Below are 12,610 nucleotides of genomic sequence, written 5' to 3'. Positions count from 1 at the left end.
GACATAATTATGGGAAAAGTAAATAAAGGACAACGATTAGGACGAGGATTAGGAGCATTACTTCCTACTGAAGATATTCAATCAGCTTCTGATACTAATGCCGATAAACTTATAGGAAATATATTAGAGCTCCCTCTAGATCAAGTTACTGAAAACCCTTATCAACCACGGACTGTCTTTAACGAGGAGACCCTAAATGAGTTAGCTTCTTCTATTAGGGAATTGGGTGTAATTCAACCTATTACAGTAAGGAAGATAGCTGCTCAAAAATATGAACTTATCTCCGGAGAACGCCGGTTACGCGCTTCTAAGTTAGCGGGACTTACTTCAATACCGGCTTTTATTCGTATAGCCAATGATGAGGAGTCTCTTATGATGGCTCTTGTAGAGAATATTCAGCGGCAGGATTTAGACCCTATTGAAGTAGCTTTGAGTTATAATCGAATGATAGAGGAACTGAGTCTCACTCAAGAACAGATGAGTGATAGAGTAGGGAAGAAGCGCTCTACGATTACTAATTACCTACGACTTCTGAAGCTTGACCCTATTATTCAAACAGGAATCCGAGATGGATTTATCTCTATGGGACATGGACGTGCTTTGATTAATGTTGAGGATAGGGAAGAACAATTGGCTATATATAATCGTGTTATAGCACAGAACCTTTCTGTTCGTGAGACAGAAATGGCAGTTCAACAACTTAAAAATCCTCAAAAAGTAGCGGTTATAGTACCTAAACGGGCAAAGGAAATACCTGCATTTGCTGCTGAAGGAATGGAGAGATTGCGCCAGCATTTTGGGAATAATGCAACAATTAGGATAGATAAAACAGGAAAAGGAAAAGTAGAGATTCCTTTCAAAACAGAAGAAGAATTCAAACGCATACAAAAAATACTATACGGTGAGGGTTAGTTTTTGGATAGGAATAGTTTCCCTTTTGGGTATAAGAGTTTGGGGACAAACGGACACGCTTTCAGTGAGAGTTAAGGATACCATAACTGTGCCTCAAACAGTTATTCTAAAGACATGGAATACAGATCCACTTTCACCGGCGCGGGCAGCTTTCTATTCTGCTATTCTCCCAGGATTAGGTCAAGCTTATAATAAAAGCTATTGGAAAATACCTATAGTATATTTGGCTATTGGAATTCCTACATATTTGTATTTTCGTAATGATAAAGAACTTGACCGTTATCGAACAGCCTATAAAAGTCGTTTAGATGGGCGCACAGATGATGAATTTTATGGAGGACGTACGGATGGGAATCCTCGCCTTAGTACAGATGCTCTTCGCCGTGCTCAGGATTTATATCGCAGGAATAAAGAAATGGCAATGCTATTTGCTATAGGATTCTATGCACTGAATATTATAGAAGCTAATGTAGATGCTCACCTTAAACAATTTAATGTAGATGAGAATCTTTCTATTGAACCCTTCCTTCACCAAAATAGATTTAATAATTCATATATAGGAATTTCACTTACCTATAACTTTTAATAATAAAATTAAAAACAAGAGAAATGAAAAAACTGGCATTATTTGCAATTCTACTGCTTCCCTTTTCTTTGAAAGCACAAGTGAGAAAGGTAAGAGGAGAGATGAGGCCTCCTGTAATTGAAATTACCAAATTAGATTTTGCAAAAAATGAATTAAATTATACCTTTGAGAAAATTAAACTTCAAAATCAACGTTGGTATAAGTACAATGCTGTAGGACTTAATATGAGTGAAGTAGCTTATTCCAATTGGAGTGCTGGAGGGGTAAATTCTGTATCTTTCTTAGCAGATGCAAAATTTCGTCGTCGTTACTTAGTGGAGAACTATTTTTGGGATAATGAGTTGATTGCTAACTATGGAATTAATATCCAAACAGGGGAACGATTACGGAAAACAGATGATCAGGTACTTGTGAGTTCTTCTTTTGGTTACCGTACGGGATTCCGAGATTGGTATTATTCATCCAAAATTTCATTCAATACCCAGTTTAGTGATGGATATGATTATCCCAGAGATCCTGATGCAGACCCTATTTCTCGTTTTATGGCACCGGGGTATCTGTATTTAGGAATTGGTATGGAATATGCTCCTGAAAAAGAAAAAGTAACTGTTTTTATTTCTCCCTTGACGATGAAAGCAACATTTGTAATGGATCAAAATTTAGCTGATAAAGGTTCTTTTGGGCTAGCCCCTGCTGAATACGATAATATAGGTAATTTGTTAAAACATGCTAAACAATATCTTATTGAAGTAGGCTTCCTGTTATCAGGAAAACATGAAATAGAACTTTATGAGAATGTTAATATGGTTAATCAGGTATCTTTCTATACGCAATATGATAAGAGTTTTGGAAATGTAGATGTGGATTGGCAACTTTCTTTTGATATGAAAATTAATGATTTTTTGCAGGCACGTATAGGTACTCATCTTAAGTATGATGATGATATTAAGTTCAAGGAAGAAACATTACCTAATGGAGTAAAACATTTGTATAGTCCACGTGTACAATTCAAGCAAATATTAGGGGTAGGGTTGAAGTATACTTTTTAAGTTATAACATAAATAAGTCTGATGCGATACCATCGGAAAGAAATAATCCCTTTTTTGATGTGATAATGTGATTATTATAATAAATGAGTAAGCCTTTTTCTATATAGGGAAAGGCTTCTTTTTTTAGGTAGGTAACATAGAATTCTCCAAAATCTTGTTGAATGCTTTCAAGAGAGATACCTTTTTGGATTCTAAGCCCTGTCATAATACGTTCATTGTATAGGTCTTTTAAGGAGAGCACTTCTTTCCCTTGAGGAAGAATACCTTCTGAAATTTGTTTTATATACTTGATATTGTGTGCTATATTCCAGGTACGTTCTTTGCCATTATAACTATGCGCAGAGGGACCTATTCCCATATAATGTTTTTGCTCCCAATAAGCAGTATTATTTTTACTAAAATATCCTTTTCTTCCAAAATTGGAAAGTTCATAATGAATAAATCCTTCTTTCTCTAATATATCTTTTAGTAAGTAGAATTGTTCTCTTGCTTGAGAATCATTGGTAGGAGGAATTTTTCCTTTTTTAATAAATTGATATAAAGCGGTCTTAGGCTCTACTGTAAGAGCATAAGCAGAAAGGTGTGGAATGCCAAAGGAAAGAGCTATATTGATATTCTCAATCCATCGCTTATGAGACAAATTAGGGATTCCATAAATGAGATCAATGGAGATGTTGTCAAATAATCCTATAGCTTTTGCTAAAAGTTCTTTTGCTTGAGATACTGTATGGGCTCTATTCATTAGCCGTAAGTCTTCTTCAAAGAAGGATTGTATACCTATACTTAGTCGGTTAATCCCTAATTCTTTTAACTGCTCTAAAGAAATCCCTTTTTTGGAAAGAGTAAAATCATCAGGATTTATTTCAATAGTAATCTCAGCATTAGGATCTACAGTGTAGTGATAATGGATAGTAGTCAATATTTCATTAAGTTCCTCAAAGGTAAGTATTGATGGTGTTCCCCCTCCTAAATAGACAGTCTGTAATGTCTGAGAAGCTTCTTTTTTTCTCATTTCCAATTCTTTGCATAAAGCTTTGATCATTTGAGGTTTTCGCTTTAGGGTTGTAGAAAAATGAAAATCACAATAATGACAAGCTTGCCGACAGAAAGGAATATGGATATAGAGGCTATACATAGGGGAGAATTAGGAAATTCTATCTTCATTTTGCTTAATAAAAGCCTCCCATGAGGAGTAACTTTTATTTTTTTCCATCTTTCCTCCATTGAAGAAATGGCATACAGCTACAGCAAGTCCATCAGTAGCATCTAAATGGCTGGGAAAATCCTTAAAATTTAGAAGTTGCTGTAGCATTTTGGCTACTTGTTCCTTGGTTGCATTTCCATTGCCTGTAATCGCCATTTTTACTTTCTTAGGTTCATATTCTGTGATAGGTACTTCTCGGGCGAGTCCAGCAGCCATGGCTACACCTTGTGCTCGCCCAAGTTTAAGCATGGATTGTACATTTTTCCCAAAAAAAGGAGCTTCAATAGCTAGTTCATCAGGTTTATAATTATCAATGAGCTCAGTAGTACGTTCAAAAATGAGCTTGAGCTTTAAGTAATGATTATCATATTTATTTAATAATAGTTCATTCATCTGAACAAATTTCATTTGATTTTTTATTACCTGAATAATGCCAAAGCCCATTACTGTAGTACCAGGATCAATACCTAAAATGATTTTTTCCATCCTGTTTTTTCTTTTTAACAATGTACCTGTAATACTTCTACAGCTCCTGTAAGAGTAATCTCAGAGCAGCAAGCAGGTACAAGCAGGGTATTCCCTTTTTCTAAAGGAAGTTCTATGTTTTTGTATTGTAGGCTTCCTTTCCCTCCTACTCCCATGTATATATGAAAGGAATCCTGCGGAAGCTTAAAAGAGGTAGTTTGTGTAATCTTTAGGTAGCTAGTAGTAAAGTAAGGGGAATTGACAGCTTGGTTTTCAATATTTTCAGTTTTGTTATAGAATTTATGAAAATCATCTTTTCTTTGAAAATCAATAGCATCTAAGGCAAGTTCTGTATGCAGCTCTCGGTAATTACCATTTTTATCCTTGCGGTCAAAGTCATACACACGATAGGTAATATCACTGGTCTGTTGTATTTCTGCTAGTAGTACTCCTGCTCCTATAGCATGGATTTTTCCAGCAGGGATAAAGAACATATCTCCGTGTTTTACTTTTTCATAATTTAACAATTGAGTGAGTGTTTTTTTCTCTAAATGAGCTTGATATTCTTCTTTGGAAACATCTCTGTTAAAGCCGATAATGATGGATGAATTTGGATCTGCTTCCATGATATACCACATCTCTGTTTTTCCAAAGGAGTTATGGCGCTTCTTAGCTAATTCATTATTAGGATGTACTTGGATTGATAGGTCTTGAGCCGCATCAATGAACTTGATAAGCAGAGGAAAGTCTGTTCCAAATCGTTTATAGACATTTTCTCCTAATGTAGCTTTAGGGTGTTCTTCTATGAGTGCTTGTAAAGAAGTGCCCTTTAGTGCTCCATTATTAATGATTGAAACATCTCCTTTTACAGTGGAGATTTCCCAACTCTCTCCTATAAGAGGTTGGTTTATAGATTTGTGTAGCTCTTCTCTGAGTTTATCTCCTCCCCAAAGACGTTCCTTAAAGATAGGATTAAAAATAAGTGGATATAGGTTCATTTAAATCAAAATTTGAGAGGACAAAAATACAAATTTTTTTTCAATGTGAAAGTTTTCAAAGTGTCCATTATAAAATATTTATAGGAATGGTCGGAAAAAAATTTGCAAGTTTGATAAATTGTTGTACCTTTGCACGCTGTTAGAAATCTCAAAAAATGAAGGACTAACAGAATAGGAATGTTTAATTAAAATAATTTAAGTGTGGACACATTAAGTTACAAAACACTCTCAGTAAATAAGCAAAACGCGGATAAACAATGGGTTATAGTGAATGCTGAGGGTCAAAAATTAGGGCGACTTGCCTCAAAAGTAGCGAAGCTCCTTAGAGGAAAGTATAAGCCAAGTTATACACCGCACGCAGATTGTGGTGATAATGTAATCATTATCAATGCTGAGAAAATAGAACTCAGTGGACTGAAAACGGACACTAAGGAATATCTTCGCTATACAGGGTATCCAGGTGGGCAACGTATTCAATCTTTTAAACAGGTGCTTACTAAGTTTCCTGAGAGAATTATTGAAAAAGCAGTAAAAGGAATGCTTCCTAAAAATAAGTTAGGAGCAGCTTTATTCCGTAATCTTAAAGTATATGCAGGAACTGCTCATAATCATGAAGCGCAAAAGCCTGTTTCTATTAATCTAAATGACCTTAAATAATGGACGTAATTCACAAAATTGGACGAAGAAAAACCGCTGTGGCTCGTGTTTACATGAAAGAAGGAAGCGGGAAAATTACCGTTAACAAGAGAGATTTGGCTAATTATTTTACTACTCCAACTCTTCAGTACAAGATAAAGCAACCTTTTGCTCTGTCAGGAACTGAGGATACCTATGATATTAATGTGAATGTATATGGAGGAGGAATTACAGGACAAGCAGAGGCTATTCGCCTTGCTATTTCTCGTGCCTTGTGTGAAGTAGATGCTGAAAATAGAGCAATACTCAAGCCGGAAGGATTGCTTACTCGTGATCCTCGGATGGTAGAGAGAAAGAAATTCGGTCAAAAGAAGGCTCGTAAAAGATTCCAATTCTCAAAACGTTAATATTTTATTTAAAATTATTTATTGCCGTATTTTCCCTATGTGGAAAGTTAGTTTAGCATCCAAATACAATGGGCGAAATATGACCACCATTTATTGCTAAATCATACGGAACGTAAACTATTAAAAAAATGGCAAATTCAATAGAAGTAAAAGACCTATTAGAAGCTGGAGTGCATTTTGGACACCTTACCAGAAAGTGGAACCCTAATATGGCGCCATATATCTATATGGAAAGAAATGGTATTCACGTAATTAATTTATATAAGACTGCTGCTAAGATAGAAGAAGCCTGTGAAGCTCTTAAAAAAATTGCTGCTTCAGGGAAAAAGATTCTTTTTGTAGCTACTAAAAAACAAGCTAAGGATATTGTAGCTGAAAAAGCTACTTCTGCATCTATGCCTTACATTACTGAAAGATGGCCTGGTGGTATGCTTACCAATTTTGTTACTATCCGTAAGGCAGTGAAGAAAATGTCATCTATTGATAAGATGAAAAAGGATGGTACTTATGATACTCTTTCCAAGAAAGAAAAATTGCATGTAACTCGTCTTAGAGAAAAATTAGAGAAAAATTTGGGCTCTATTGCGGACATGACTCGCCTTCCTTCTGCTCTTTTTGTAGTGGATACTTTAAGAGAACACATTGCTGTAAGAGAAGCGCAAAAGTTAAACATTCCTATTTTTGCTATGGTGGATACTAATTCAGATCCTCGTGAAGTGGATTATGTAATTCCTGCCAATGATGATGCTTCTCGTTCCATTGAAAAAATTCTCTCTTATGTAGTAGAGGCTATCAAAGAAGGTCTTGAAGACAATAAGAAAGCAGAAAAGTCAGAAGAAAAGACTACTGAAAATTAATTGTTAAATTTATAAAGTGATTATTTAAAGACTCTGTATTAAATAATCACTTTTTTAAAAAATATAGAAAAATATGTCAAAAATTACTGCTGCTGAGGTAAATAAACTCAGACAAGCCACTGGAGCTGGAATGATGGATTGTAAAAATGCTTTAGTAGAAGCTGAAGGGGATTTTGATAAAGCTATTGAAATTCTTCGTAAAAAAGGACAAAAAGTGGCTGAAAAACGTGCTGATAGAGAATCTGCTGAGGGGGCTGTTATTGCAAAAGTAAATGCTAATCATACCAAAGGAGTTATTATCTCTCTCAACTGTGAAACAGACTTTGTTGCTAAAAATGAATCTTTCGTGGCTTTAGCAAATGAATTAGCTGAAGTAGCTCTTAACTATAAAACCAAAGAAGAATTCCTAAAAGCTCCTTTTAAGGGAATTACTGTAGCTGAAAAACTTACTGAGCAAACAGGAGTTATTGGTGAAAAAATTGAGATAGGACAGTTTGAAGTTTTAGAAGGTAACTATGTGGATCTCTATATTCATGCAGGTAACAAGATTGCGGCCTTAGTATCACTTTCTGCAGCTATTGACAAGGCTCATGAGGTGGCTCGCAACGTATGTATGCAGGTGGCTTCTATGGGGGCTATTGTGCTTTCAAGCAAAGATTTTGATCCTGCTTATGTAGCTAGCGAAACTGAAGCACGTATTGCTGCTATTGTGAAAGATAATGAAGAGCTAAGACGTCTTGGAAAGACAGAAAAGCATGTACCTAAGTATATCTCTGCTCTCCAACTTACTCCTGAGGTACTCAAACAAGCTGAAGAAGATGCCAAAGCAGAACTTAAAGCAGAGGGTAAGCCTGAAAAGATTTGGGATAGAATCCTTCCCGGAAAAATACAACGGTTCATTGATGATAATACTACTTTAGATTTAGAAAAAGCATTGCTTGATCAGTATTATATCAAGGATGAGAGTAAGAAGGTGGCTGACTATGTGAGGGCTTTTAATGTAGAAATTACAGGATTCAAAAGAGTTTCACTCGTGTAGTCTCTCTTATATAAAGTATTATTATTTAAATAAAATAAAAGGTGTTTTCTTAACTCTAAGGAAACCCTTTTATTTTAAAAGAAAGCTTGAGTATGACTTCTAAAATTATTATTTTTTCAGCGCCTTCAGGAAGTGGAAAATCAACTATCATCAGAGAACTTCTGAAACATCCAGATTTAAATTTAGCCTTTTCCATTTCCACTACCTCACGTATTCCCAGAGGAAATGAGCAACATGGAGTAGAATATTATTTTATTTCGGTTGATGATTTCAAAAAAAAGATAGAAGAAAAGGCTTTTATAGAATGGCAAGAAGTATATGCTGACAACTACTATGGGACTTATCAAAGTGAAATAGATAGGCTTTTTTCTCTAGGAAAAAATATTATCTTTGATTTGGATGTATTTGGAGGAATTAATCTTAAAAAGCATTTTAAGGAGCAAGCACTTTCTATATTTGTTCAGCCCCCTAGTCTTGAAGAACTAAAAAAGCGTCTTGAAAAGCGTAATACAGAAACTATAGAAAAGATTGAAATGCGTATTGCTAAAGCTAAATATGAGATGGAACAGGCATCCCATTTTGATAGGCTTATTATTAATGATGATTTGTCTCAAAGTGTAAATGAAGCACTTCAAATGATTCGCAATTTTCTTAGTAAGTAATGTAATAATTCATTATGAATCAGAAAAAGATAGGTCTTTATTTTGGATCATTTAATCCTATTCATGTAGGTCATCTTATTTTGGCTAATTATTTAGTGGAACATAATGATCTGGATGAAATATGGTTTGTTGTAACACCACAGAATCCCTTTAAGGATAAGAGAACTTTATTGGGGAACTCCTATCGTCTTGAAATGGTACAACTTTGCCTCAAAAAATATGAGAAATTATGTGCTTGTGATATAGAATTCTATCTTCCACAACCTAATTATACTATTGATACATTAATTCATTTGGAAGAGAAGTATCCTCAACATGTGTTTTCTTTGATTATGGGGGAAGATAATCTAAAATCTTTTCATAAATGGAAGAATTATGAGGTTATCTTAAATAGATATTCCATTTATGTATATCCACGGATTGTTGAAGGAAATATTCCAGAGCAATTTAAGGAGAATCCTCATATCATATATGTGAAAGCACCTATTATAGAAATATCTGCAACAGCTATAAGGGAGGATATTGCTAAAAACAGAAATGTACAACCCCTTTTATCTTCAGAGGTATGGAATTATATAGATAAGTGGGGATTCTACAAATGAATTAATAGTTTACTGAACTTTACAATAATAGGAGAAAGTTCTTACACTTTCTCCTACATGTTTTAATATTTCTGATTTTATAGTTACTATAGAGTATTAGTACTATTTTTTATTAAATTATTTTATCAAGTTATTGACTTCTAGAGATTCTCCAATCTCTAATAGGTGTAATCGTTTATGGGCGTCACTGAACTTGCGCTTGGAGGCTTCTTTGTCAATCTTTATTACTTCAAAGGTATCATAGTGTACTCCTAATACATTATTGGTCTCTACGAATTTGGCGGCAGTAAGCGCATCCCTTACGCCCATCGTATAGTTGTTTCCTATAGGGAAAATAGCCAAATCAACTCTATATTGATGAGGAATGATTTTCATATCCAATGTAAGGGCTGTATCTCCTGATACATAGATGGTTTCATCTTTATAATTGATAAGAAATCCTGCAGGATTACCTCCATAACTTCCATCAGGGAAGGAAGAAGAATGGACAGCTTTAATCATTTTAATCTTTACTTTCCCATCAAGGAACCGATGAGATCCCCCTATATTCATATCATGTCCATCTATCCCTAATTTTCGGTAATGATCAAGAATTTCAGGATTTGTAATTAGTTGTGCTCCTGTATGTTTTGCAATGGTTTCTGTATCAAGAATATGGTCACCATGAGCATGGGTAAGAAGGATGTATGTTGCCTTTATATTATTGATATTGATATGTTTGGCAAGAGGATTAGCGCTAATGAAGGGGTCTATAAGGAAGTATGTTCCTTCAATTTCAATATTGACACATGCATGTCCTAAATAAGTTACTTTCATGATTATTTTATTTGGTTATTATTTAAAGTATTCTATGCATTCACCTTGTTTTTGGAAATACTCCTCATAGCAGAGGATAACAAAGCGGAAATCAAAAGGATTGAGATGTCTGATTAAGAGTTTGATAAGTTGTCCTTGTGTCTCTATCATATACTCACTAAAATTATTCACTCTTTCCTGTAGAGATTCTTTAGGAAATAGGCTAATACGCAAGGAAATTGCTCTATCCAATTGATCTTTATATTTCTTTTTTTGAGCTTTAAGCAGACGTTTTTCTAAGTGTTCTAATCCCTTAAGTTGTTTTGCTTCTTGTGCCCTTACTGCTCCTAAGAAGGACTTATCAGTATGGGAGGCTATTTGAAAAAGGTCATTAAATTGCTTTTGTAAGAATTGTTTTTGTTCAGAAAAATCAATGGGAATTTCAGAAATTCTCTTAGTAATTTTACTTGTCAAAAGGTCATTTTTCAAAAAAATGTCATAATGAGTAAGGTTTAATCTATCTATATTTTTTTGTTGCTTTTCACTAATGAGAAGTACAGAATTACGAAGCATAAGAATAGGAAAAGGTACCTTGTAGGAGGTAAACATTTCTTTGAGTTCCAGCCAGTAAGCAATTTCCCCTCCTCCTCCTATATAAGCTAAATTAGGTAGTATAATTTCTTGATATAAAGGACGAAGAATTACGTTGGGAGAAAATCGTTCAGGAAAATCCTCTAGTTCATTTAGAATTTCTTCCTCAGTGAATTGTATGTTCGTATTAAGCACTTTATATTTTCCATTTTCGTTTACAATACGTTCTCTTAACCCTTTCTTTACATAGAAAATATTAATTTCACGAGGATGCACTTGTTCGGGGTAATTTCTATTAATTCCTTTAATGTAGAGAAGTGTTTTTTCTATTTTCTTTTGAGAGATGTGCTCTGTGAGTTCCTTCTTGAAATAGGGAAAAAATAACTTTTTGAGAGATTTATCATTTCCATCAATAATTACTAAACCATATTGAGCAAAAAGTTCATTAACCAAGTAACGGGTAGCAGCAGATAGATTAGAGTGTTGTGTGTAAGTTTTTTCAAATAAATCTGTTAAATATTGTGCTTCATGACTTTTACCTAAGGTTATTTTGAGTATATTAGCAACTTTGTAGAGTTCCTCTGTGGAGAAATCTCCTACCATTCCTTTTTGTTCTGAATGCCATGAGAGTTTTTGTCCTTGTAAAGTAAAATGATTAATCTCCTCAAAATCATGATCCTCTGTAGCCATCCAATAGATAGGAACGAATTGGTATTGAGGATATAGTTGTTTGAGTTGTTGGCAACTTATAATAGTGGAAATAATTTTATAAATAAAATATAAAGGACCTGTAAAAAGACTTAATTGATGTCCAGTGGTGATTGTGAAGGTATTTTCTTCCTTTAAAGATTGTATATTCTGATGTGTCTTTTCAGAAATGGATAGGTTTTTATATTGACTCTCTAATGATTCTACAAGGATCCTCCTATTTTCCTTAGAAAAATAGACTTGTTTTTCATTTAACTGAGACAAAAAGTTATCTATAAGGGGGAAACGATGGTACAAACATCGTAGTTCTTCTTTTTGAGATAGATAATCAGTAATGAATTCAGAAAAATATCCTGTATCCTTGTAGGGAATATAATCAGTCATAAAAATATTTTTTGAGGAATAGAGAAAAATCTACAAATATCTTATAGGTAATTATTTATACAAGAGTTCGAAACAGAAAGGAAGTAGCTCTTTGATAGAGGAAACTTCTAGTACTTTCCCTTGAGAGCTAGCACAAAAAACAGTAATAGGGGCTCCTTGGGTACATTCATATTCTAAGAGAGCCTGTCTACAGCTACCACAGGGAGTAGTAATTTCCCCTTTAGGAGCTTTATTATTATCTCCACAAATAGCAATTTTTATAATCTTTTCCTCTGGGTAATTAGCTTTTGCATAGAAAAGAGCCGTGCGTTCAGCACACAATCCAGAAGGATAGGCTGCGTTTTCTTGATTATTTCCTGTGATAATCTGTTGGTTACTCAAGAGAATAGCAGCTCCTACCCAAAAGGAAGAATAAGGTGCATATGCTTTCTCTCTTATTTCCATAGCCTTATAAATGAGTGCTTTGTCTTGTTCAAGCATATCATTCAGATCATGGATTTTATAACTAAATTGGTAGATTTGTTCACTCATAATTTATTGATATAAAAGAAATATAATAAACAATATATAATAACTAAGTATAGGAAAATAGTTTTATACTAGAACGAAAAACTGAGAAGCAAAGATAGAAAAAAATAAAATAAAAACCTATAAAAAAATAGAATTTCTTTTCAAAGCTAATTTTCTTGATAAAAAACAATCAAAAAAAATTATT

15 protein-coding genes are annotated in these 12,610 nt (G+C 34.1%); 9 read left to right on the top strand and 6 right to left on the bottom strand.

Translation table 11 applies throughout. The features are described 5' to 3' along the window. Positions 1–9 precede the first annotated feature (9 nt). From HMPREF9071_RS08310 to HMPREF9071_RS08300, 3 genes are read left to right on the top strand one after another with little or no spacing between them, the layout of a single operon-like run. On the top strand, positions 10–912 hold the full coding sequence (locus HMPREF9071_RS08310) for a ParB/RepB/Spo0J family partition protein (RefSeq protein WP_009746170.1): 903 nt from the start codon (positions 10–12) through the stop codon (positions 910–912). Next, complete coding sequence (locus tag HMPREF9071_RS08305; protein WP_009746169.1) at positions 902–1,498, top strand: DUF5683 domain-containing protein; 597 nt, start codon at positions 902–904, stop codon at positions 1,496–1,498. The genes HMPREF9071_RS08310 and HMPREF9071_RS08305 overlap by 11 nt, the downstream gene beginning before the upstream one ends. 23 nt (positions 1,499–1,521) lie before the next feature. Continuing rightward, positions 1,522–2,547 carry a DUF3078 domain-containing protein gene (locus tag HMPREF9071_RS08300; protein ID WP_009746168.1) on the top strand — a complete coding sequence of 342 codons (1,026 nt, stop codon included), beginning with the start codon at positions 1,522–1,524 and terminating at the stop codon, positions 2,545–2,547. Between the two features lies 1 nt (position 2,548). On the opposite strand, the gene hemW is transcribed toward HMPREF9071_RS08300, so the two are convergent. The 3 genes from hemW to HMPREF9071_RS08285 are packed head-to-tail and all read right to left on the bottom strand — an operon-like array spanning position 2,549 to position 5,214. Continuing rightward, a complete protein-coding gene (gene hemW, locus HMPREF9071_RS08295; protein WP_009746167.1) occupies positions 2,549–3,682 on the bottom strand; it encodes a radical SAM family heme chaperone HemW in 1,134 nt (377 codons plus the stop codon). A 9-nt stretch (positions 3,683–3,691) separates the two neighbouring features. After that, a complete protein-coding gene (gene ruvC, locus HMPREF9071_RS08290; RefSeq protein ID WP_009746166.1) occupies positions 3,692–4,237 on the bottom strand; it encodes a crossover junction endodeoxyribonuclease RuvC in 546 nt (181 codons plus the stop codon). Positions 4,238–4,251: 14 nt separating this feature from the next. Next, a complete protein-coding gene (locus tag HMPREF9071_RS08285) occupies positions 4,252–5,214 on the bottom strand; it encodes a type I phosphomannose isomerase catalytic subunit (protein WP_009746165.1) in 963 nt (320 codons plus the stop codon). Positions 5,215–5,415: 201 nt separating this feature from the next. Here HMPREF9071_RS08285 and rplM point away from each other — a divergent pair, with 201 nt between their 5' ends. The 6 genes from rplM to nadD all read left to right on the top strand — a co-directional run bounded on the left by rplM (position 5,416) and on the right by nadD (position 9,417). Continuing rightward, positions 5,416–5,871, top strand: coding sequence for a 50S ribosomal protein L13 (gene rplM / locus HMPREF9071_RS08280; protein WP_009746164.1), 456 nt, complete (start codon positions 5,416–5,418; stop codon positions 5,869–5,871). Then, the gene (gene rpsI / locus HMPREF9071_RS08275; RefSeq protein ID WP_009746163.1) at positions 5,871–6,257 is read left to right on the top strand and encodes a 30S ribosomal protein S9; all 387 of its coding nucleotides are present in this window, start codon (positions 5,871–5,873) and stop codon (positions 6,255–6,257) included. Before rplM ends, rpsI begins: the two co-directional genes overlap by 1 nt. 128 nt (positions 6,258–6,385) lie before the next feature. Next, complete coding sequence (gene rpsB, locus HMPREF9071_RS08270) at positions 6,386–7,114, top strand: 30S ribosomal protein S2 (protein ID WP_009746162.1); 729 nt, start codon at positions 6,386–6,388, stop codon at positions 7,112–7,114. A gap of 73 nt (positions 7,115–7,187) precedes the next feature. Then, positions 7,188–8,153, top strand: coding sequence for a translation elongation factor Ts (gene tsf / locus HMPREF9071_RS08265; RefSeq protein WP_009746161.1), 966 nt, complete (start codon positions 7,188–7,190; stop codon positions 8,151–8,153). Between the two features lie 92 nt (positions 8,154–8,245). Continuing rightward, positions 8,246–8,815, top strand: coding sequence for a guanylate kinase (gmk, locus tag HMPREF9071_RS08260; protein ID WP_009746160.1), 570 nt, complete (start codon positions 8,246–8,248; stop codon positions 8,813–8,815). Positions 8,816–8,829: 14 nt separating this feature from the next. Continuing rightward, positions 8,830–9,417, top strand: a complete 588-nt coding sequence (gene nadD / locus HMPREF9071_RS08255) for a nicotinate (nicotinamide) nucleotide adenylyltransferase (protein ID WP_009746159.1) — start codon at positions 8,830–8,832, stop codon at positions 9,415–9,417. A gap of 117 nt (positions 9,418–9,534) precedes the next feature. Here nadD and HMPREF9071_RS08250 read toward each other — a convergent pair whose 3' ends face one another. The 3 genes from HMPREF9071_RS08250 to cdd are packed head-to-tail and all read right to left on the bottom strand — an operon-like array spanning position 9,535 to position 12,426. Continuing rightward, entirely contained in the window at positions 9,535–10,233 is a 699-nt protein-coding gene (locus HMPREF9071_RS08250; RefSeq protein WP_009746158.1) for a metal-dependent hydrolase, read from the bottom strand. An 18-nt stretch (positions 10,234–10,251) separates the two neighbouring features. After that, entirely contained in the window at positions 10,252–11,895 is a 1,644-nt protein-coding gene (gene bshC / locus HMPREF9071_RS08245) for a bacillithiol biosynthesis cysteine-adding enzyme BshC (protein WP_009746157.1), read from the bottom strand. 51 nt (positions 11,896–11,946) lie between these two features. After that, positions 11,947–12,426 carry a cytidine deaminase gene (cdd, locus tag HMPREF9071_RS08240; RefSeq protein WP_009746156.1) on the bottom strand — a complete coding sequence of 160 codons (480 nt, stop codon included), beginning with the start codon at positions 12,424–12,426 and terminating at the stop codon, positions 11,947–11,949. Between the last annotated feature and the right edge of the window lie 184 nt (positions 12,427–12,610).

The organism is Capnocytophaga sp. oral taxon 338 str. F0234 (assembly GCF_000192225.1).
Lineage (GTDB): Bacteria > Bacteroidota > Bacteroidia > Flavobacteriales > Flavobacteriaceae > Capnocytophaga.
This window is presented reverse-complemented; position numbering and strand designations above follow the sequence as displayed.

What these genes read in the sequence shown, in the direction of transcription:
- HMPREF9071_RS08310 (WP_009746170.1), top strand. Translation starts at nt 10, where the DNA reads ATGGGAAAAGTAAATAAAGGACAACGATTAGGACGAGGATTAGGAGCA.
- HMPREF9071_RS08300 (WP_009746168.1), top strand. Translation starts at nt 1,522, where the DNA reads ATGAAAAAACTGGCATTATTTGCAATTCTACTGCTTCCCTTTTCTTTG.
- hemW (WP_009746167.1), bottom strand. Translation starts at nt 3,682, where the DNA reads ATGTATAGCCTCTATATCCATATTCCTTTCTGTCGGCAAGCTTGTCAT.
- ruvC (WP_009746166.1), bottom strand. Translation starts at nt 4,237, where the DNA reads ATGGAAAAAATCATTTTAGGTATTGATCCTGGTACTACAGTAATGGGC.
- HMPREF9071_RS08285 (WP_009746165.1), bottom strand. Translation starts at nt 5,214, where the DNA reads ATGAACCTATATCCACTTATTTTTAATCCTATCTTTAAGGAACGTCTT.
- rpsI (WP_009746163.1), top strand. Translation starts at nt 5,871, where the DNA reads ATGGACGTAATTCACAAAATTGGACGAAGAAAAACCGCTGTGGCTCGT.
- rpsB (WP_009746162.1), top strand. Translation starts at nt 6,386, where the DNA reads ATGGCAAATTCAATAGAAGTAAAAGACCTATTAGAAGCTGGAGTGCAT.
- tsf (WP_009746161.1), top strand. Translation starts at nt 7,188, where the DNA reads ATGTCAAAAATTACTGCTGCTGAGGTAAATAAACTCAGACAAGCCACT.
- gmk (WP_009746160.1), top strand. Translation starts at nt 8,246, where the DNA reads ATGACTTCTAAAATTATTATTTTTTCAGCGCCTTCAGGAAGTGGAAAA.
- nadD (WP_009746159.1), top strand. Translation starts at nt 8,830, where the DNA reads ATGAATCAGAAAAAGATAGGTCTTTATTTTGGATCATTTAATCCTATT.
- HMPREF9071_RS08250 (WP_009746158.1), bottom strand. Translation starts at nt 10,233, where the DNA reads ATGAAAGTAACTTATTTAGGACATGCATGTGTCAATATTGAAATTGAA.
- bshC (WP_009746157.1), bottom strand. Translation starts at nt 11,895, where the DNA reads ATGACTGATTATATTCCCTACAAGGATACAGGATATTTTTCTGAATTC.
- cdd (WP_009746156.1), bottom strand. Translation starts at nt 12,426, where the DNA reads ATGAGTGAACAAATCTACCAATTTAGTTATAAAATCCATGATCTGAAT.